The 18940-nt window shown below is 71.5% G+C and carries 13 protein-coding genes; 8 read left to right on the top strand and 5 right to left on the bottom strand.

What is annotated here, in order from left to right; all coding sequences use genetic code 11:
* Positions 1-166: 166 nt before the first annotated feature.
* A complete protein-coding gene (wecC, locus tag NR073_RS07615; RefSeq protein WP_073115608.1) occupies positions 167-1423 on the top strand; it encodes a UDP-N-acetyl-D-mannosamine dehydrogenase in 1257 nt (418 codons plus the stop codon).
* Between the two features lie 49 nt (positions 1424-1472).
* Complete coding sequence (locus NR073_RS07610) at positions 1473-3278, top strand: glycosyltransferase family 4 protein (protein WP_073115606.1); 1806 nt, start codon at positions 1473-1475, stop codon at positions 3276-3278.
* 13 nt (positions 3279-3291) lie between these two features.
* Here NR073_RS07610 and NR073_RS11185 read toward each other — a convergent pair whose 3' ends face one another.
* From NR073_RS11185 to NR073_RS07595, 3 genes are read right to left on the bottom strand one after another with little or no spacing between them, the layout of a single operon-like run.
* Complete coding sequence (locus NR073_RS11185; RefSeq protein ID WP_372970636.1) at positions 3292-5118, bottom strand: hypothetical protein; 1827 nt, start codon at positions 5116-5118, stop codon at positions 3292-3294.
* Positions 5076-5951 (bottom strand): ABC transporter ATP-binding protein, encoded by an 876-nt coding sequence (locus NR073_RS07600; RefSeq protein WP_073115600.1) that lies wholly within the window; start codon positions 5949-5951, stop codon positions 5076-5078. Before NR073_RS07600 ends, NR073_RS11185 begins: the two co-directional genes overlap by 43 nt.
* Positions 5948-6835 (bottom strand): ABC transporter permease, encoded by an 888-nt coding sequence (locus NR073_RS07595; RefSeq protein WP_123243957.1) that lies wholly within the window; start codon positions 6833-6835, stop codon positions 5948-5950. Before NR073_RS07595 ends, NR073_RS07600 begins: the two co-directional genes overlap by 4 nt.
* Before the next feature lie 177 nt (positions 6836-7012).
* Here NR073_RS07595 and wecB point away from each other — a divergent pair, with 177 nt between their 5' ends.
* Entirely contained in the window at positions 7013-8158 is a 1146-nt protein-coding gene (gene wecB / locus NR073_RS07590) for a non-hydrolyzing UDP-N-acetylglucosamine 2-epimerase (RefSeq protein WP_123243958.1), read from the top strand.
* Between the two features lie 337 nt (positions 8159-8495).
* Here the strand turns inward: wecB and NR073_RS07585 are convergent, their stop codons facing one another.
* Positions 8496-9503, bottom strand: a complete 1008-nt coding sequence (locus NR073_RS07585) for an IS481 family transposase (protein ID WP_256748714.1) — start codon at positions 9501-9503, stop codon at positions 8496-8498.
* A 196-nt stretch (positions 9504-9699) separates the two neighbouring features.
* Here NR073_RS07585 and NR073_RS07580 point away from each other — a divergent pair, with 196 nt between their 5' ends.
* Positions 9700-11151, top strand: coding sequence for an asparagine synthase-related protein (locus tag NR073_RS07580; RefSeq protein ID WP_123243959.1), 1452 nt, complete (start codon positions 9700-9702; stop codon positions 11149-11151).
* Between the two features lie 8 nt (positions 11152-11159).
* Here the strand turns inward: NR073_RS07580 and NR073_RS07575 are convergent, their stop codons facing one another.
* Positions 11160-12464 (bottom strand): MFS transporter, encoded by a 1305-nt coding sequence (locus NR073_RS07575; protein WP_123243960.1) that lies wholly within the window; start codon positions 12462-12464, stop codon positions 11160-11162.
* A gap of 230 nt (positions 12465-12694) precedes the next feature.
* Here NR073_RS07575 and NR073_RS07570 point away from each other — a divergent pair, with 230 nt between their 5' ends.
* The 4 genes from NR073_RS07570 (at position 12695) to ffh (ending at position 18924) form a co-directional block, all read left to right on the top strand.
* Positions 12695-14500: an alginate lyase family protein gene (locus tag NR073_RS07570; RefSeq protein ID WP_158604211.1), complete on the top strand. Its 1806-nt coding sequence runs from the start codon at positions 12695-12697 to the stop codon at positions 14498-14500.
* 47 nt (positions 14501-14547) lie between these two features.
* A complete protein-coding gene (gene ftsY, locus NR073_RS07565) occupies positions 14548-15756 on the top strand; it encodes a signal recognition particle-docking protein FtsY (RefSeq protein ID WP_170720936.1) in 1209 nt (402 codons plus the stop codon).
* A 195-nt stretch (positions 15757-15951) separates the two neighbouring features.
* On the top strand, positions 15952-17214 hold the full coding sequence (locus NR073_RS07560; RefSeq protein WP_098093062.1) for an ammonium transporter: 1263 nt from the start codon (positions 15952-15954) through the stop codon (positions 17212-17214).
* Between the two features lie 123 nt (positions 17215-17337).
* Positions 17338-18924 carry a signal recognition particle protein gene (ffh, locus tag NR073_RS07555; protein WP_256748713.1) on the top strand — a complete coding sequence of 529 codons (1587 nt, stop codon included), beginning with the start codon at positions 17338-17340 and terminating at the stop codon, positions 18922-18924.
* Positions 18925-18940: the final 16 nt, after the last annotated feature.

The following is an 18940-nucleotide window of genomic DNA, read 5'->3' as shown; positions in this document are numbered from 1 at the left end:
ACCGGGTGCGCTCGTACGATGAGCGCGTCGTGGCCGGCCTGTGGCGCGAGGCGCTGGGGCTGGACTGAAGCAGGCCGGGCGTCGGCGGTAGGGTGGGACGCGTCCGCCCCCCGCCCGCCGGTGCCTGGGGCCGCCGTCGTGAACCATTCCCCATCGAGGAGACCCCGTGAAGAAGATCGAGACCGTTGCCGTCATCGGCCTGGGCTACATCGGACTGCCCACCGCCGCCATCCTCGCCGAGAACGGCGTGAAGGTGCTCGGCGTGGACGTCTCGGACCGCACGGTGGACGCCGTGAACGCGGGCACGGTGCCCTTCGTGGAGCCGGACCTGGCCGGGTTCGTCGCGCGCGGCGTCGAGAAGGGCCTGCTCAGCGCCTCGAAGACGACCCCGGCCGCGGACGCTTACATCGTCGCCGTGCCCACCCCGTTCAAGGACGGACACTCCCCGGACCTGGGCTACATCGAGGCCGCCGCCCGCGGCCTGGCCCCGCAGCTGACCGGCGACGAGCTCGTCATCCTCGAGTCCACCTCGCCCCCCGGCGCCACCGAGCACATGGCCGAGGTGATCTTCGCCGAGCGTCCTGAGCTGCGCGAGTCCGAGCTGGACTTCGCCCACTGCCCCGAGCGGGTGCTCCCGGGCCGCGTGATGGTCGAGCTCGTGACCAACGACCGGATCGTCGGCGGCTCGACCCGGCGCGCGGCCGAGCGGGCCCGCGACCTCTACCGCACGTTCTGCGAGGGCGAGATCCTGCTGACGGACACCCGCACCGCGGAGATGGCCAAGCTCGTGGAGAACTCCTTCCGCGACGTCAACATCGCCTTCGCCAACGAGCTGTCCGTGATCTGCGCCGAGCAGGGCATCGACGTGTGGGAGCTCATCGAGCTCGCCAACCACCACCCCCGCGTGAACATCCTGCAGCCGGGCCCCGGCGTGGGCGGCCACTGCATCGCCGTGGACCCGTGGTTCATCGTGGACGCCGCCCCGCAGACCGCCCGGCTGATCCGCGCGGCCCGGGAGATCAACGACGGCAAGCCCCAGTGGGTCCTCGACCAGGTCAAGGCCGCGGCCTTCGACGTCCAGCAGGAGACCGGCCGCGCTCCGGTCGTCGCCGCCCTCGGCCTGGCCTTCAAGCCGAACATCGACGACCTGCGTGAATCCCCGGCCCTGAACATCGCGGCCGAGCTGGCGGGCCAGTTCTCCGGGTCCGACGTGCTCGTGGTCGAGCCGCACGTCACGGAGCTGCCGGCCGCGCTGCAGGGCAAGGACAACGTCCGCCTGGTCGCGGCCGACGAGGCCCTGGACGCCGCCGACATCGTGGTGCTGCTGGTGGACCACTCCGCCTTCGCCGACCTCGGCGACCGCGTGGCCGACAAGCGCGTGATCGACACGCGCGGCCAGTGGCGCACCGGCCCGTCCCTCTGACCAGACTCGGCCCGCGCCCCGCCCGCCCCGCCGACAGGAGCCCGCACCGATGACCGCACGCGAGCGCCCCGCGTCGTCCCGCCGCCCGCTGCTGCGGTCCCTGGCCCTGACCGCCCAGACCGTCCGCGAGCACGTGACGGACGACCCGGTGCTGCTGGCCCTGCAGGTCTCCCGTCGGCTGCCGCCCGCGGTGGCGGGCGGGGCGGCTGGCGTCCTCACCCGCCTGGGCCGGAACGGCGTCGTGCCCGCGCTCGGCCACGAGATGCGGGGCGAGCGCGCGGCGGCCCTGGCCGCCCTCGGCGTGGACGAGGCCGGCCGGCCCGTCCGCGCGTCCCGTCCGGGGGCGGGCGGCGGCCGCGGGCTGGTCCACCGGGCCGACGCGGCCCTCGGCATGGGCCGGCCCGACGTCGCCGAGACGCTGCTCGGCAGCGTGCCGGAGGAGCATCGCGGCGCGGCGTGGACGGCCGCCGCCGCACGCCTGGCGGCGCACCGCGGCGACCTGGGCGGCGCGGCCGCGCTCGCCGCGCGGCATCCCCGCAACCGTCATCTCGCCCGCCGCATGGCGGGGGAGCGGGACGCGTTCCGCGGCGTCGCCCCGACCGTGCCGACCGAGCCCGGCTACCGCCCGGTCCCGGGGCGGGTGCTGCACGTGCTGACCAACTCCCTGCCCCACACCGGGTCGGGGTACGCCCAGCGCAGCCACGCGATCCTCACCTCCCTGCGGGACGAGGGCTTCGATGCCGCCGCCGTGACGCGGCCGGGCTACCCCGTGCAGATCGGCGTGCCCTGGGCGGCACAGCGGGACGTCGTGGACGGGATCGGCTACGCCCGGCTGCTGCCGGCCCGGCTCGCCCAGGGCCAGGCCGCCCGCATCCAGCAGCACGCCGAGCTGCTGGCCGCGCACGTGCGACGACACCGTCCCGCCCTGCTGCACACGACCACGCACTTCGTGAACGCGCTCGCGGTCGAGGCCGTGGCGCGGGCCTTCGGGATCCCGTGGGTCTACGAGGTCCGCGGGCAGCTCGCGGACACGTGGGCGGCGGTGCGCGGGCCCCAGGCCCTGGCCTCGGAACGGTACCGGCTCTTCCAGGAGCGGGAGGCCGAGGCCGCCCGCCGCGCCGACGGGGTCGTGACGCTCGGGGCGGGCATGCGCGACCGCCTGGTCGCGGCCGGGGTGGCCGAGGAAGCCGTCGTGCTCTGCCCCAACGCCGTGGGCCCGGCCTTCGTTGCCGAGCCGGCGGACCGGGACGAGGCACGCGCCCGGCTGGGCTGGGACCTGCCGACCGACGCCTTCGTGGTGGGCACCGTCTCGAGCCTCGTGGACTACGAGGGCCTGGACACCCTGCTGCGCGCCGCCGCACGGCTGGCCCCGCACCGTCCCGGGCTGCGCGTGCACATCGCCGGCGACGGCGTCGCCCGGCCCGGGCTGCAGGCCCTGGCCACGGAGCTCGGCATCGCTGAGCTATGCGCCTTCCCCGGGCGGGTCGACCGCGAGGATGCGCGCCTGCACCACGCCGCCCTGGACGTGTTCACGGTCCCGCGCCGGGACCTGCCTGTCACCCGCGCGGTGACGCCGATGAAGACCGTCGAGGCCTCGGCCACCGGCCGGCCCGTCGTCGCCTCGGACCTGCCGGCCCTGGCCGAGCTCGTCGAGGACGGGCGGACCGGTCTGCTCGTCCCCGCGGAGGATCCCGCCGCGCTGGCCACCGCCCTCGACCGGCTCGCGGAGGACCCGGCCGAGCGGGCGCGCCTCGGCGCGGCCGGCCGGGACTGGGCCCTGCAGACGCGCACCTGGGAGGCCAACGCGCGCCGCTATCGGTCGCTCTACGACCGGCTGGGCATCACGCCCCACTAAAGAGGCAGCGTAGTCAAGGACAGATCACCGCGTCCGTCAAACGTCTCGTCACAGGGGCGGTGTCGTAGTGGTGACCCACGTGAACCCGGGCCTGGGCCACGGCGGACCGCCAGGCCCGCGCGTCGGCCGTCGCCCGGCGAAGGGCCTCGGCCATGGTGGCCACGTCCGGGCTCAGCCACGCGGCGGGGTAGAGCAGGTCGGCGCCCGCCCACGCGAGCGCGGCCGGCAGACAGCCGTGCGCGGCGCCGTCGGGCAGCGTGAAGTGGAACGACTCGAAGTCCGAGACGGAGAGCGCGACGCCCACCCGGGCGTACCACGCGGGCATGTCCGGCCCGTGGGGGTCCCAGGTCACGGCTCCGGCGAGCACCGGGTCGGTCTCGATGCGGCGCAGCTGCGCCCGGTAGTAGGCCGCCGCGGCGGGGCGCTGCGCCATCCAGCCGACCTCCTCCGGGTGGTGGCCACGGATCCGGAGCGTGTAGCGGGGCTCGACCCGGCGGAGCGCCGCCAGCAGGTCGAGGGCGCGGTGCAGCCCCTTCCGCTCGGGCAGCACGCCGACCAGCCCGAGCACGAAGCGCCGGTCGTCGTCGCCGTCCGGGAGCGTGGGCGGCACGGCCACCGCGTTCGGCACCACCGAGGTCCGCGACGCCGGGAAACGGGTGTCCCGCAGCACCTGGGCGCGCACGTGCTCGGCCACGAACACCCACTCGTCCAGGGCGTCCTGCCGCACCCGGGACGGGAACGCCGTGCCCGCCTCCTGCAGGTGGAGCCTGCTGGTCAACCGCGTGGTGCGGTGCGGGGAGTCCAGGTGCCGGGAGTACCAGGCGAGATTGCCGAGGCTCCATTCGCAGTGCACCACGTCCGCCCACGCGGCCAGGGCGCGGCTGCGCTCGACGTCGTGGCGGGCGTGGCCGCGCCAGGCGTCCACGCGCACCTCGTGCCCGTCGGCGCGCAGCCGGTCCATCAGCGCGCCCGCGAACTTCAGGTCGTGGCCCGCGACGACGACGCGCCGCGGCTCTGCGGTCACCCGCACCCGGGGGGCCGGTGCGGCGGGTGGGCCGGCGGCCTCGGCGGGCGTGAGCGCGTCCAGTCGCGCCGCCCGGCCGGCGGCGGCCAGGCGCTCCCACGTCTCAGCTGCCCGGTCCGGTCCGATCACGGCGCGGCCCGCGCGTGCGGCCGCGCGGGCGAGCGGGGGGTCCAGCCGGGTTCCCTCCGGGGCGAGGACCGCGTCGACGAGCCCCAGTGCGGCCAGGACCCGCGCCCGGCCGGCCGCCGTCGCCGGGTCCGGGCACGCGACGACGAGCACCCCGGGGAGGCGGCCGCCGGCGGTGCGCAGGGCGGCGGTCAGGGCCCGGCGGGAGGCCGGGTCAGACATCAGCACCGTGTGCAGGCCGGGCGCGCCGGCGGGCATCTCCAGGTCCGCACAGCGCCGGGCGGCCAGCTCGGCGGCCGCCTCGACGGACCAGCCGCGCGCGGCCGGCTCGTCCACCGGCAGGAGCAGGACGGCCGGCGCGGCGGCCGGCCGGGGCCCGAGGGGGGAGAACGCGTCGAGGGAGGGGACGCGCGCACCCGTCAGGGCGCGGCGCAGCACCGCCGCCGCCGGGAGCGGGAGCGCGGCCGACGCGTCCGGCACGTGCACGTCCGCCGCACGCCAGGTGCGCTCCGGGAGGGTGGCCAGGCCCCGGGCGCCGCGCGCCGCGCGGAGGGCCGAGGCGCCGGCGTCGCCGGCCGTGGCGGCCGCGCGCTCGCCCACGATGCGGGCCCGGCCCGCCCAGCGACGCAGCCGCGCCCCGGCCACGTTCACAGCGCGGTGATCCCGGTGGGCCGCTCGCCGCCGCTCCACGCGATGCGCTCCCGCACGAGCTCTGACTGCTTGCGCTCGAGGATTTCCTGGGCCTCCTCGGTCCGCCCCTGGGCCATGGCCCGGGCGTAGAGGTTGTAGCCGCGCGTCACGGCGCGAGGGCTGCCGTCCATCGTCAGGACGCCCCGCTCGATCCAGATCACGCGCTGGCACATCTCCTGGATGGTGCTGAGGGAGTGGCTGACCAGGAACACGCAGCCGGCCTGCTCGCGCAGCTCATCGAGCCGCTGGCGCGTGCGCTCCCGGAACTGGGCGTCGCCCGTGTTGAGCGCCTCGTCGATCACGAGGATGTCCGGGTCCACCGAGGTGGCGATCGCGAACTGCAGGCGCGCGGCCATGCCCGAGGAGTACGCCTTGAGCGGCAGCTGGAGCGCGTGGTCGTCGAGGCCGGACAGGGCGACGACGGCGTCCCGCTTGGCCTCCGCCTCCGCGCGGGACATCCCCATCGCCAGGCAGCCCAGACGGATGTTGTCCTCACCGGAGACCTGGCGCACGAGCGCGGCGTTGACGCCCAGCATCACGGGCGTGGAGGTCGCGTAGATGTGGCCGGTGGTCGGGCGCATCTGGCCGGTGATGAGCTTCATCAGGGTGGACTTGCCGGACCCGTTCGTGCCGATCACGCCCACGGACTCGCCGCGCCCCACCACGAACGACAGCGGCTGCAGCGCCTGGACCTCCGTGGTGCGCACGCCGCGGGCGGCGCGGACTCGACCCCGCAGGCCCCGGTGGGGCTGGACCGCTTCGGCCGAGAGGACGCGGTAGGTCATGGACGCCTCGTCGACGACGACGGAGGGGGTCAGCGGCTCCGCGCTCATCGTTCCTCCCCGTAGGTCTCCTCGGCGCGCCAGAACACCACGGTCCCCACCACGAGCAGGGCCGCCGTCCACGCCGCGAGGACGATCCACCGCATCGGGTCCGCGTCGGAGGCGTACAGCAGGGACTGTCGCGCGATGTCCAGGACGCAGAACAGCGGGTTCAGATGCATGGCGGTCATCATCGGCGGGAAGTCCGCGAAGCGGTCGGCGCTGAAGAACACGGCGGACACGTAGAGCCAGATCCGGGTGCCGAACGCGATGAGGTTGGACAGGTCGGACCAGCGGGCCACGTAGCGGGCCAGCAGGAGGGAGGCGCCGACGTTGAACAGCGTCTGCAGCGCCAACAGCGGGATCAGCAGCAGCCAGCGCCACGTGATCTGCTCCATCGGCGGGATGGCCAGGACCAGCACCAGCATCACCACCAGTGTCGGGCCGAAGAGCATCAGCTCTCGGATGTTCGTCGCGATCGGCAGGGTGGCCCGCGGGAAGCGGAAGGCGCGGACGATGGAGAGGTTGGTCGAGATCGAACGCGACCCCGCCGTGATCGCGCTCGAGGTGTAGCGGAACAGGAACACGCCGATGATCAGGTAGCCGAGGAAGTTCGGCACGCCACGGCCGGTGCCCAGCAGCAGCCCGAACACGAGGAAGTACGCCGCGCCGTCGAGGATCGGGTTGAGGACCATCCAGACGCGGCCGAGCGCGTTGACGGAGTTCGCCCCGGCGATCCGGGAGCGGGAGTCGAACAGGATGAACGAGCGGTACTCCCAGAGGGAGGCCAGGTAGCGCGCCAGGCCCGGGCGGGCGCCCACTCGGCGCAGGGTGGCTCCGTCCACGGTGAGGACCGCGGTGCCGCTCGGGGCGCGGGGATCGCCGGTGTCTGCCATGCCGTCGCGGCCTCTCTTCATGCAGGCGGGAAGGCGGGCCGGGGCGGCCCGCCGCGAGTCGCCACTCTAGCAACCGGCGGTGCCGCGGCGCCGTCAGTAGACTGGCGACAGCTCGCGCCCGCGTCGAGCCTGATCGGGCCGCGGCCGCGGTCGGTCGTCCAGTCAAGAGGAGCAACTGTGCCCAAGGTCATGCCCATCTACGGAACCCGCCCGGAGGCGATCAAGGTGGCCCCCATCGTCAAGGCGCTGCAGGCCGACGAGCGGTTCGAGTGCGTGGTGACCGTCACGGGGCAGCACCGCGAGATGCTGGACCAGGTCAACGAGCTGTTCGGCATCGTCCCGGACCACGACCTGAACATCATCCAGCCCCGGCAGACCCTCAACGGCGTGTTCGCCCGCACCCTGGACGGGCTCGACGCCGTCCTGGAGCAGGAGCGGCCGGACGCCGTCGTGGTCCAGGGCGACACCACGACCTCGACGGCGGGCGCCGTCGCCGCCTTCAACCGCGGCATCCCCGTGGTCCACGCCGAGGCGGGCCTGCGCAGCTTCGACATCCTCTCCCCGTTCCCGGAGGAGGCCAACCGCAAGATCACCAGCCAGATCTCGGCGCTGCACCTGCCCCCGACCACCGTGAGCCGGGACAACCTGCTGCGTGAGGCCGTGGCCGCGGAGGACGTCTACGTCACGGGCAACACCGTGATCGACGCACTGCTGGAGGCCGTCGGCCACCAGGTGCCGTTCGAGGACGAGCGTCTGGCCGAGCTGGAGGCGTCCGGCCGTCGCGTCGTCCTGGTGACGACCCACCGGCGCGAGAACCAGGGCGACGCGATGCGCGGGGTCGGGCGCGCCCTGGCCCGCCTGGCCGCGGACCACCCGGAGGTCACCTTCGTGCTGCCGGCGCACCGCAACCCGGTGGTGCGCGAGGCGATCCTTCCCGAGATCGAGGGCCGCGAGAACGTGCTCGTGACCGAGCCCCTGGCCTACGGCGAGTTCACCCACCTGCTGTCCGTGGCCACCGTGGTCCTCACTGACTCCGGCGGCGTCCAGGAGGAGGCCCCGTCCCTGGGCAAGCCCGTCCTCGTGATGCGCGAGAACACCGAGCGTCCCGAGGCCGTGACCGCCGGCACCGTGCGTCTGATCGGCACGGACGAGGAGGTCGTGGTCACCGAGGTCACCCGCCTGCTGACGGACGAGGCCGCGTACACCGCGATGTCGCAGGCCGTGAACCCCTACGGCGACGGCCGCGCGGCCGAGCGCACGGTCTCGGCGATCGCCGAGCTGCTCGGCGTCGGTGAGCGCCTGCCGGCCTTCGATGACGCCTAAGCTGTATTTTAGAGTCGGACTCATCAGCGCTCTGCGCGTAGAAAGAGTGGACATGTCGTGAATCAATTTCTCGTAGTGGTGCCGAAAGCTTCTCGCGGCACGCTCGACCCTACCGACGCCTCGGCCCGACAATCTACGGTCGCTCAACGGGTTGCGGCCTCATATAGATCCTTCCTGGGCCAGGATGAAGACCCTGAACCGATCATCACGCCAGCGTCGTCAAATGGCACAGCAACGGTCTTGTCCTTTCGGCGCATCGGGCAGCCCAAGTTTGCCGCAGGCCGGGGCGATGTCTCGCTGGCCGTCGCCGGTCAGCAGGTCGGTAACTCTCTAATGGCTAGCTGTAGGAGGGCATGACGTTGTTGACTCGCGCTGGGGCCAGTGAGGCCGGAGGAGCCTCTGCGCAGGAGGTATGAGGCCGATGGTAGTTGTAGTGGTTCACCCACACCTGCAGGGCCTCACGCCGGGCCGTCTCTGAGGAGTACGGGCGGGCGTAGAGGACCTCGTCCACCATCAGCCGGTTGTACCGCTCGACCTTCCCGTTGTGACGCGGGGTGTAGGGGCGGATCCGGTGGTGCCGGCCCCCGAGCGAGACCACCTTCCGGGTGAAGTCCACGGCCCGGTAGTTGTTCCCGTTGTCCGTGATCACCCGGTCCACGGTGATGCCGTGGGCGGCGAAGAACGCCCTCGCCCGGCAGAAGAACCCGATCGTGGTCACCGCGCGCTCATCCTCCAACGCTTCGGTGTAGGCCAGCCGGGTGTACCCGTCGATCGCCGAGTGCAGGTAGGTGTACCCGACCCGCCGGCCAGGCCCGCGTTTGGCCGCTCGCGCGTTCTCGGAGTCCCGGCCGTGAGCACGCCAGCCTCCCCCCTCGGGGATGCGCCCGATTTTCTTCACGTCCAGGTGCACCATGTGCCCCGGGCCGCGGGCGGTGATCTTCTGCGGTCGTTGGCGCAGGTCCTCACCCGTGGGCGCGAGGTCTCGCAACCGGGAGATGCCCAGCCGGTGCATCCACCTCCCCACGGTGCGCAAGCACAGCTGGTGGCCTTCGGAGACGAGGTGGTGATGGATGCGCCGGGCGGACCACTTCTCGGCCCGGCGCAGGGCCTCCAGCTCGGCCACGATCGCGGGGTCGAGCCGGGCAGGTGAGCGATGGGGCCGGCTCGAGCGGTCTTGCAGTCCTGCCTCGCCTTCGGCACGGTAGCGGGCGACCCAGGTGGCCACCGTGGGCCGACTGACGCGGAACTCCGCGGCCACGTGGGACTGCGGGATCCCGTCGTGCAGGTGGCGTTGGACCATGCGCAGCCGGCCGGTCGGGGTCAGGGGTGCGTTAGCGTGAGTCATGAGCGGGTCTCTTCTGGCAGGTGGGTTGTTGAGGAACTTCCATCCTGCGGCAGGGGCCCGCTCGTCTCATCTCAGCCCGTACCCCGTGGCAAGAACCTCATGACCCACAACAGCTAGCATCCAACGGCTTGGCGGTCGGCTCATTTACCGCTTCCCTGTCTTTGGGCGCTACTCCGTGGTGTACTGCGAACGTTGGATGGACCACATCACGGCGTGGAGCACTGTCCCAGGGTTCGAAGGCATTCACTGGGGCGAGGATGATGAACACGTCTTCGTGTCTAATCGCCCCCTGCTCGTCGCCCTGGGACTAGCAAACGGCAGCCTCGAAAGTGTCCGTCTCTCGGAGAGGTATGTTTACGAATATCTCACTGTGGGCTACTCGCTGACGGGCCAATCGCCATTTCATGCAGTCGCCACGGTCCCGGTCGGCCATGCCTTGAGTGTTCATGGCGGCCGAGTAACCGTGACTGAAATGCCATCAGGGCTGGAATCGGATCTCCCGAGAGAGCACACTGTTGACGAGGGTGCCGACGCGCTAAGCGGTGCGCTTCGACGCGCAACGGAGCGCGCGATTGAAGACATGGACGGTCGACCACTGACCCTTCGACTCAGTGGGGGCAAAGACAGCCGTCTGATGTTGGGCATGTTCCGTGCGTTCGACGTTCCGATCTCGACGGTCACTTTTGGCGTTCCGACCGATCCGGACGTCCGTCTGGCCAGCCATTTGGCAACGATGGCTGGAGTCCCGCACGAAATTCGTCCTCCCCGACTACTCACTGGCACGAACGAGGACGCCCGCATTGTCGACACACTTCGGCAAGCTGGCGGGATGCCTCTTTCCGAGCCTCACACCATACGCTATGTAGGCGCGGACTTGCCGGGCCCAGGTCATGCGATCGCACTCGGCCAATGGCCACTTTTCAAGGGTGGGATGGCTCGAACTATGACGAATTCGCGCGACGCTACGCGTCGACGTCTGGACGGAGCCTTGTCGACACTGGTCAGCGATGATGTTCGCCGGCCCTTCGCTGAATGGTTGGAGGATTGGATCCAGACCCAACCGGCGGCATCGGAACTCGAGAAGCAGTATCTGTTCGCGCGATCCTTCCGCTCGGGCCCGTACCTGCAACCGCACACAATCCATTACAGCAGGGACGGGATGATTGCCTACCCGTTTGGCGACCATGAGGTCGCTGCAGTATCGGATGTTCTGACGATGCCCGAAAAGGTGAGCGAACGGTCCTTCTTTGGCGCACTGCAACGGATTTGGCCAGAGGTTATGCGCGTGCCTTTGGACCGCTCAGGGTGGCGGTTCGAGGCGGGTGGGCCCGATCCTTCGTACTCCGGTGACCACTACGCGGATCGGATGGGGGAGTTGCCCCCGGTTCCTGGTACAAGACAATCCGGCGCTGCAACGCCCATAGAGCACGGGGCAGGGATAGTCCGGGATCTAGTGGAGGCGTTGCGGGCTGATGACCACCTAGATTGGGCGGCCTCACTTGTACATCCGGCCGTGGCTGACAGTTTGAACGCGCTGGCCGCGCGTGGATCCCTAGTTGTACCAGCCGGAGTGGCACCCCGCGAGTTCACGAAGTTCGTCTGGCGTCTCCGCACGGCGGACTTGTGGCGCAGTCGCGCCTGGATGTAGTCCCGGCCTCACCCGTCCTCGCGCGGGGTCACCCGGGCGTCCTCCGGGCGGACCAGCGGCAGGGACCCGGTGCGGGGCCCGCCGGGCACGATCGGCAGATTGGTCTCCGGAGCACGCCACCACGCGAGCGCGCCGAGCAGGATGACGCCGCCGGTGAGCGCGAACGCCCATCCGTAGCCGGCGGTGTCCACCACGAGCCCGGCCAGCAGCGGGCCGGAGATGGCGCCCAGGTCGGCGGACATCTGGGCGGTGGACATCACAGCGCCGGAGCGCCGTCCCTGGCCCACGACGTCGGCGATGGCCGCCTGCTGCGGGGCGTTGAGGGTGCCCGTGCCGGCACCGGCCAGCAGGCACGCGAGCAAGAAGGACAGCGGCGAGCTCATCCAGCCGATCACCCCGGTGGTGACGGCCATGACGAGCAGGCCCGCCAGGATCAGTGGACGGCGTCCATGCCGGTCGGACAGCCGCGAGCTGAACGTCACGGCCGTGACGTTGCCGAGCGCGAACACGGACAGGGCCAGGCCCGCCATGAGCGCGCCGTCCACTTGCCAGCCCAGCAGCGCGGCGCCGGCGAACGCGCTCGCCGCGAACAGGGGCATCACCGAGTTCCGCACCCCGAACGTCGCCCAGCCATTGGCGAAGAAGGAGACCAGCGCGGCCCGGTAGGACGGGTTGGCCAGGGCCTCCCGGACCGGCATGGCCGGGCGCGCGTCCCGGATGGCGCGGTCCGCGAGCCGGGTGTCCTTGAGCAGGAAGAAGACGAGGGCCGCCGCCACCACCAGGGAGCTGCCGTAGATGAGGAACGGGGCCCGGTACCCGAACACGGACAGGGCGGCACCCACGATCGGACCCACGATGTTGCCGATCAGGAACGCGGACGCGTAGGCGCCCGAGATCCGGCCGCGCATCGTGGGCGGGGACTTGCGGGCCAGGAACGCCATGGCGGACACGGTGAAGAGGGTGGAGCCGACGCCGCCGAGCGCCCGGAAGAGGAGCAGCTGAGGGAAGGTCTGCGCGAAGGCCACCAGGAACATGGACGCGGCCACGATCAGCACGCCCGTCATGTACACGGGCGTCTCGCCGAGCCGGTTCGTCAGCTTGCCGGAGACCGGGGCGAACAGGAGACGGGTCAGCCCGAACACGGACACCACGGCGGCCACTCCGACGGCGGACGCGCCGAACGTCGCCGCGTACTGCGGCAGCAGCGGGGCGATGATGCCGAAGCCGATCGCGATGATGAACGCAGCGGCGACGAGGACCTTGATCTCACGGGGCAGGGGGACCCGCGAGGAGCGGGCGGACGACGACGGCATGACCGCCATCCTCGCACGGCACCGGGAGTGCGGCCCGGGGCGACGTCCGCCACGCCTCGTGGGATCCTGGTGAGATGGACCACCGTTCTTCCTCCGGCCGTCGTCGCCGGATGTTCCGCGTCTGCGCCGGCCTGCTGGCCGCTGCTGTCGGGTTGGCGGGCTGTGCACCTCAACCTGCCGCGGCGCCCGGCGGCGAGTCCGGGGATCCTCCCCAGGCAGCTGGCCACCCCATGACCGCCGTCGAGCGCGCAAGCCTCTATCCGTGTCGAGCCTATGGGCAGCTCCAGAGATTCAACACGGTGGAGACCAATGCGCGGGACGTCTACGGGTGGCGCCAGTTCGATCCCGTCGCGGTGGGTGACGGATCGGGTGACATCGACTGGGATGTAGATCCTTACCAGGACGAAGGCTGGCGTCTGTGGCTGTCTTCCCTCAAGTGGATCGGGCCCAGCATCGAAGCCGGCCGGGAAGGCGACGAGGAGGCCCTCGGTGTCGCTGAGCGGGTCATACGCGATTGGCGGGCTGACCACGAGGGCGGATGGGGCGGCGACCATGATGATGCGGAGGCCAACCATCATCGCATGGGGGTCCTCCTCTGCTTCCGTGAAGTGGTCGCCGACCGCGCAGCACGTTCTGCTGAACTTGCCAAGGACGGCAGTCTGCCGGAGGAGTATGCCTGGCTGGATGACCTGATCGGCCAGCACGCAGCGCAGAACATGGCGCGCTACTCGAAGCGGCACAATCACGGGTCGATGGAGAATCTGGCTCTTCTGGGCGCCGGGTGCGTTCTGGGCCGACCGGACTGGATGGAGCACGCCATGGAGCGCGCCGAAGGAGATATCCCCTTCCAGGTGGACGACCAGGGCCTCAGTAACGAAGCGGCACCGCATTACGCGCAATTCAACTATGTGCTCTTCCAAGCCATTGATGAGACGGCAGCCGGCTGCGGGGTCGAATCCGGCGCTTTCGAGGATGGGGTGGAAAAAATGGGTCAAGCCCTTCCTCATATGGTTGATTCGACGGGCTCATATTGGCAATACGGGGACAGTGCAGAGTTCCCTGTCAAGCCATTCGACGGCATGAGCGATGAGCTGCGCTACGCGGCCACCGACGGGGCGGAGGGCGTCGCGTCCGCCGACCGTGTCCGTGCTTTTGACTCCGGCCCCGTATTCGGCCGGTCATCCTGGGGAACTCCCGGCGACGGCTTCGCGGACGCCGCCGCCTGGATGCTGCGCACGGGCACGGGGCGGGAGACGAAGTCCCACCGCGGTGATCTGATGCAGTTCCTGTACACGGCTCGCGGTCGCCAGATCGTCGAAGACGGGGGACATCCCGGCATCGTCGAGGACAGCTGGCGACCGTGGGGTCTGGGGCCGACTGCGCACAACGTGATCCACATTCCGACGCTCGACGAGTACCCGGGCGCGGGTCCCGCCGAGCGGGGTGATGTGTGGGTGTCGTCGGATGGCTCTGCCGACGGTGCGACGGCGCGCCAGAATCTGGACGTCGGCGGGGAGCGGGCCCGTTCTGTCCTCGTGCTCACCGACCCGGACGCCGCCGTCATCGTGGATCGCACTCGCATCCTCGACGGCCGGACGGACCATGTGGTCGAGACGCTGTGGAATCTTCCGGCGGAGTTCTCGGCAGAGAGGGTCTCCGAGGACACCGTCCGGGCGGTGGACGCAGGCTCCGGCGAATCGACGACCCTGGTGCAGGTGCGCCTGGACGGTGAGCCGGTGTCGCGTGGCGGTGTGCACCTGCGACGGGGCGAGACCGACGCCAAGGGCGGCCACGCCCACCACGGATGGCACTACCCCGCAGAGCAGGAACGGGAGGAGGCGACGCAGGTCGCGTTCCGTTCGACCGGAGCCGACTCCGCGATCGTGAGTGTGCTCGTCCCCGCCGCCGCGGGCGACGCCGTGCGGGTGGACAGTGAGAGGGCCCCCGACGGTTCCGTCATCCTCACGGTCCGGAGCGAGGACGGGCACGCCCGAGTCGCGGTGCAGCAGGACGGCACCCTCTCCCGCCTGTCGTGAACCGTGCGGCCCGGGGCGGGCGACGGCCCGTGTGACAGACTGGGCCCGTGGAAATCGTGCTCATAGTCTCAGTCGTGGCCGCCCTGCTGCTGGGCGGCGTGCTCGTCGGCCTGCTGGACCGGCGCCCCGCCCCGCCGAAGGGCTCGTACCAGGGAGTGCGGGACGCGGACGACCCGCGCCCGAGTCCGCGGCACGCGGCCCCGTCGGGCTCCACCGCCGTCCTGGAACGCCCCGAGGTCGACGAGGCGCCGGCCGTCGTCGCCGAGCCGGAGCCCGCCGTCGTCGAGGAGGTGGAGACCGCCCCGGCGAAGCCCGAGTACGAGCGGCCCGAGGCCGCCGGCTCGCGCCTGGCCCGCCTGCGGGCCCGCCTGCTCAAGTCCAACAACGTCTTCGGCAAGGGCCTGCTGGCGCTGCTGTCCCAGGACCGCATCGACGACGACGTGTGGGACGAGATCGAGGAGACGCTGCTGATGGCGGACCTCGGCACCGAGCCCACCCTGGAGCTCGTCGACCGCCTCAAGGCCCGCGTCACGGTCGAGGGCACGCGGGACCCCGAGCAGGTGCGCACCCTGCTGCGCGAGGAGCTCGTGGCGATGGTGGACCCCTCGATGGACCGCCGTCTCGCCGCGACCCGCAAGGGCGACCGCCCCGCCGTGACCATGGTGGTGGGCGTCAACGGCGTCGGCAAGACCACCACCGTGGGCAAGCTCGCCCGCGTGCTCGTGGCGGAGGACCGCACCGTCGTGCTCGGCGCCGCGGACACCTTCCGCGCCGCCGCCGCCGAGCAGCTCGCCACGTGGGGTGCCCGCGTGGGCGTCGAGACCGTCCGCTCCGAGAAGGAGGGCGCCGACCCGGCGTCCGTCGCCTTCGAGGCCGTGGAGCGCGGCATCGCCGAGGGCGTCGACGTCGTGCTCGTGGACACCGCGGGCCGCCTGCAGAACAAGGCCAACCTCATGGACGAGCTCGGCAAGATCAAGCGCGTCATCGAGAAGCAGGCCGAGGTGGACGAGGTCCTGCTCGTCCTCGACGCCACCACGGGCCAGAACGGCCTGACCCAGGCGAAGGTGTTCGCCGAGGTCGTGGACGTCACCGGCATCGTGCTGACCAAGCTGGACGGCACCGCCAAGGGCGGCATCGTGATCGCCATCCAACGCCAGCTCGGCGTGCCCGTCAAGCTGATCGGCCTCGGCGAGGGCCCCGACGACCTCGCGCCGTTCACCGCCGAGGGCTTCGTGGACGCGCTGCTGGCCGACTGACGTCCCGCACCCCGGTCCAGGGCCCCTCCCGACGACGTCGGGAGGGGCCCTGTTCTGTCACGAAGACGTCATCGACGTGTGGCGTGGCCCACTCCCCCGGTATCGTCCCTCCATCGGCCCCGATCGGGGCCGGGCAGCGACGCCGCGGGACGGGCGTTCGCCCCCGGCTCGCGGCCCGGACCGAAGGAGACCCCCATGGAGGAGTCGAACGTCCTGGACGCAGGGACAGTGTGGATGGTGACGAGCGCGGCGATGGTCCTGCTCATGACACCCGGACTGGCCATCTTCTACGGCGGCATGACCCGCGCGAAGTCCTCGCTCAACATGATCATGATGTCCTTCGTCTCGATGGGCCTCGTCGGAGTCGTCTGGGTCCTGTGGGTCCACGGGATGACCGGCGGCGACGGGTGGGCCGGGGTGGTGGGGAACCCCGCCGGTGACCTCGGGTTGACCGGCACGATGGCCGAGGGCGGGCTCGTCGCCGCGGCCTACGGCGCCACCTTCGCGATCATCGCGGTCGCCCTCATCTCCGGCGCGGTGGCCGACCGCTTCAAGTTCGTCACGTGGTGCGTCTTCGTGCCCGTCTGGACCACCGTCGTCTACGCGCCGCTGGCCTACATGGTGTGGGGCGGTGGGCTCCTCTCCGCGGACGGCGCCATCGGCGCCCGCCTGGGGGAGGCCCTCGACTTCGCCGGTGGCCTCGTGGTGCACATCAGCGCCGGCGTGGCCGCCCTCGTGCTCGCGCTGCTGCTGGGCAAGCGCCACGGCTTCGGCGTGGACCCCGGCCACCGGCCGCACAACGTCCCGTTCACCATGCTCGGCGCGGCCCTGCTGTGGTTCGGTTGGTTCGGGTTCAACGGGGGCGCGGCGGGCGGCGTCGACGAGCTCGGACTGATCTGGGTGGACACCCTCGCCGCCGGCGCCGCCGGCATGCTCGGCTGGGTGTTCGTGGAGTGGCTGCGCCGCGGCCGGCCGACCTCGATCGGCACCGCGTCCGGGATCGTCTCGGGCCTGGTCGCCATCACGCCCGCGTGCGCCTATGTGAGCCCCCTGGGGGCCGTGGTGATCGGCCTGGTCTCCGGTGCGGCCAGCGCGCTCGCGGTCAACCTCAAGTACCGCCTCGGCTTCGACGATTCGCTCGACGTCGTCGGCGTGCACCTCACCTCCGGCATCCTGGGCACCGTGCTGATCGGCTTCTTCGCCCTGCCGGGCGAGGGCAGGGCGGGCCTGTTCTACGGCGGAGACGCCGGTCTCCTGGTGGCCCAGACGGTGGCCGTGCTCGTCGCCGTGGTCTTCACCGCCGTGGTGACCACTGCCATCGCCCTGGTCCTGCGCGGGACCATGGGCCTGCGGGTGAGCAAGGAGGACGAGGAGCGGGGCGTCGATCTGACCCTGCACGACGAGTCGGCCTACGACGTCGGCTTCGGCGGGGTGCCCGTCCCCGCCGAGGCGCGGTGAGCCGCCGCGGACGGGTGAGGCCGGTCGGTTGCTAGGCTTGGCGGGCGCCGCGGTGGATGCCGCGGCGCCCGCGACCGACCGCGTCCGGATCAGTCGACCCCGCTTCGAAGGATCACACCCGCCGTGTTCAACTCCCTGTCCGACCGCCTCACAGCCACCTTCCGCAGCCTCAAGGGCAAGGGGCGGCTGAGCGAGGCGGACATCGACGCCACCGCACGCGAGATCCGCCGCGCCCTCCTGGACGCCGACGTCGCCGTGCCCGTGGTCCGCCAGTTCATCGCGCAGATCAAGGAGCGCGCCCTCGGAGCCGAGGTGGCCCAGGCCCTGAACCCGGGCCAGCAGGTCGTGAAGATCGTCAACGAGGAGCTCGTGGGCATCCTCGGCGGCGAGACCCGGCGCATCCAGCACGCCAAGACGGGCACCACCGTCATCATGCTCGTGGGCCTGCAGGGCGCCGGCAAGACGACCCTCGCCGGCAAGCTCGCCCACCTGCTCAAGTCCCAGGGCCACACCCCGCTGCTCGTGGCCTGCGACCTCCAGCGCCCGAACGCCGTGAAGCAGCTGCAGGTCGGCGGCGAGCGCGCCGGCGTCCCGGTCTACGCGCCGCACCCCGGCGTCTCCTCCGAGTTCGAGGCCGCCACCGGCGACCCGGTGCAGGTGGCCCGCGACGGCGTCGCCGAGGCCAACACGAAGTACCACGACGTGGTCATCATCGACACCGCCGGCCGCCTCGGCGTGGACGCCGAGCTCATGCAGCAGGCCGCAGACATCCGCGCCGCCGTGGACCCGGACGAGGTGCTCTTCGTCATCGACGCGATGATCGGCCAGGACGCCGTGGCCACGGCCCAGGCGTTCAACGAGGGCGTCGGCTTCACCGGCGTCGTGCTCACCAAGCTCGACGGCGACGCGCGCGGCGGCGCCGCGCTGTCCGTCCGTCACGTGACCGGCAAGCCGATCATGTTCGCCTCCACGGGCGAGGGCCTGAAGGACTTCGAGGTCTTCCACCCGGACCGCATGGCATCGCGCATCCTCGACATGGGCGACGTGCTCTCCCTGATCGAGCAGGCCGAGCAGAACTGGGACCGCACCGAGGCCGAGAAGATGGCCCGCAAGTTCGCGGACCAGGAGGACTTCACCCTCGACGACTTCCTCGCCCAGATGCAGCAGCTCAAGAAGATGGGTTCGCTGAAGAAGATGCTCATGATGATGCCGGGCGCCCAGGGCATGCGGCAGCAGCTCGAGCAGTTCGACGAGTCGTCGATCGGCCGCGTCGAGGCGATCATCCACTCGATGACCCCGCACGAGCGCGTGGCCCCCAAGATCATCAACGGCTCGCGCCGCGCCCGCATCGCCCGCGGCTCGGGCGTGAGCGTGTCCGAGGTCAACGGCCTGCTCGAGCGCTTCGCCGAGGCGCAGAAGATGATGAAGCGCATGGCCGCCGGCGGTGGCATCCCCGGCATGCCCGGCATGTCGGGCGGCGCCTCCCGCAAGACGAAGGGCAAGGGCAAGAACGCGAAGCGCGATCGCGTGAAGTCCGGCAACCCGGCCAAGGCCGCGGCCGAGCGCAAGGCGATCGAGGAGCGGCGCGCCCGCGCCGCCCAGGCGCAGGCCGGGGCGGTGTTCGGCCGCGACGGCGCGGGCATGGAGGGCTTCGACCCGTCCACCCTCAACCTGCCGGCGGGCTTCGAGAAGTACCTCAAGGACCGCTGAGCCGCCCGCTGCTCGG

It is taken from the genome of Micrococcus sp. Mcc28, assembly GCF_024519775.1.
Taxonomy (GTDB): domain Bacteria; phylum Actinomycetota; class Actinomycetes; order Actinomycetales; family Micrococcaceae; genus Micrococcus; species Micrococcus luteus.
This window is presented reverse-complemented; position numbering and strand designations above follow the sequence as displayed.

What these genes read in the sequence shown, in the direction of transcription:
- NR073_RS07570 (WP_158604211.1), top strand. Translation starts at nt 12,695, where the DNA reads ATGACCGCCGTCGAGCGCGCAAGCCTCTATCCGTGTCGAGCCTATGGG.
- NR073_RS07585 (WP_256748714.1), bottom strand. Translation starts at nt 9,503, where the DNA reads ATGACTCACGCTAACGCACCCCTGACCCCGACCGGCCGGCTGCGCATG.
- NR073_RS07580 (WP_123243959.1), top strand. Translation starts at nt 9,700, where the DNA reads ATGGACCACATCACGGCGTGGAGCACTGTCCCAGGGTTCGAAGGCATT.
- NR073_RS07560 (WP_098093062.1), top strand. Translation starts at nt 15,952, where the DNA reads ATGGAGGAGTCGAACGTCCTGGACGCAGGGACAGTGTGGATGGTGACG.
- NR073_RS07575 (WP_123243960.1), bottom strand. Translation starts at nt 12,464, where the DNA reads ATGCCGTCGTCGTCCGCCCGCTCCTCGCGGGTCCCCCTGCCCCGTGAG.
- NR073_RS07600 (WP_073115600.1), bottom strand. Translation starts at nt 5,951, where the DNA reads ATGAGCGCGGAGCCGCTGACCCCCTCCGTCGTCGTCGACGAGGCGTCC.
- NR073_RS07610 (WP_073115606.1), top strand. Translation starts at nt 1,473, where the DNA reads ATGACCGCACGCGAGCGCCCCGCGTCGTCCCGCCGCCCGCTGCTGCGG.
- NR073_RS07595 (WP_123243957.1), bottom strand. Translation starts at nt 6,835, where the DNA reads ATGGCAGACACCGGCGATCCCCGCGCCCCGAGCGGCACCGCGGTCCTC.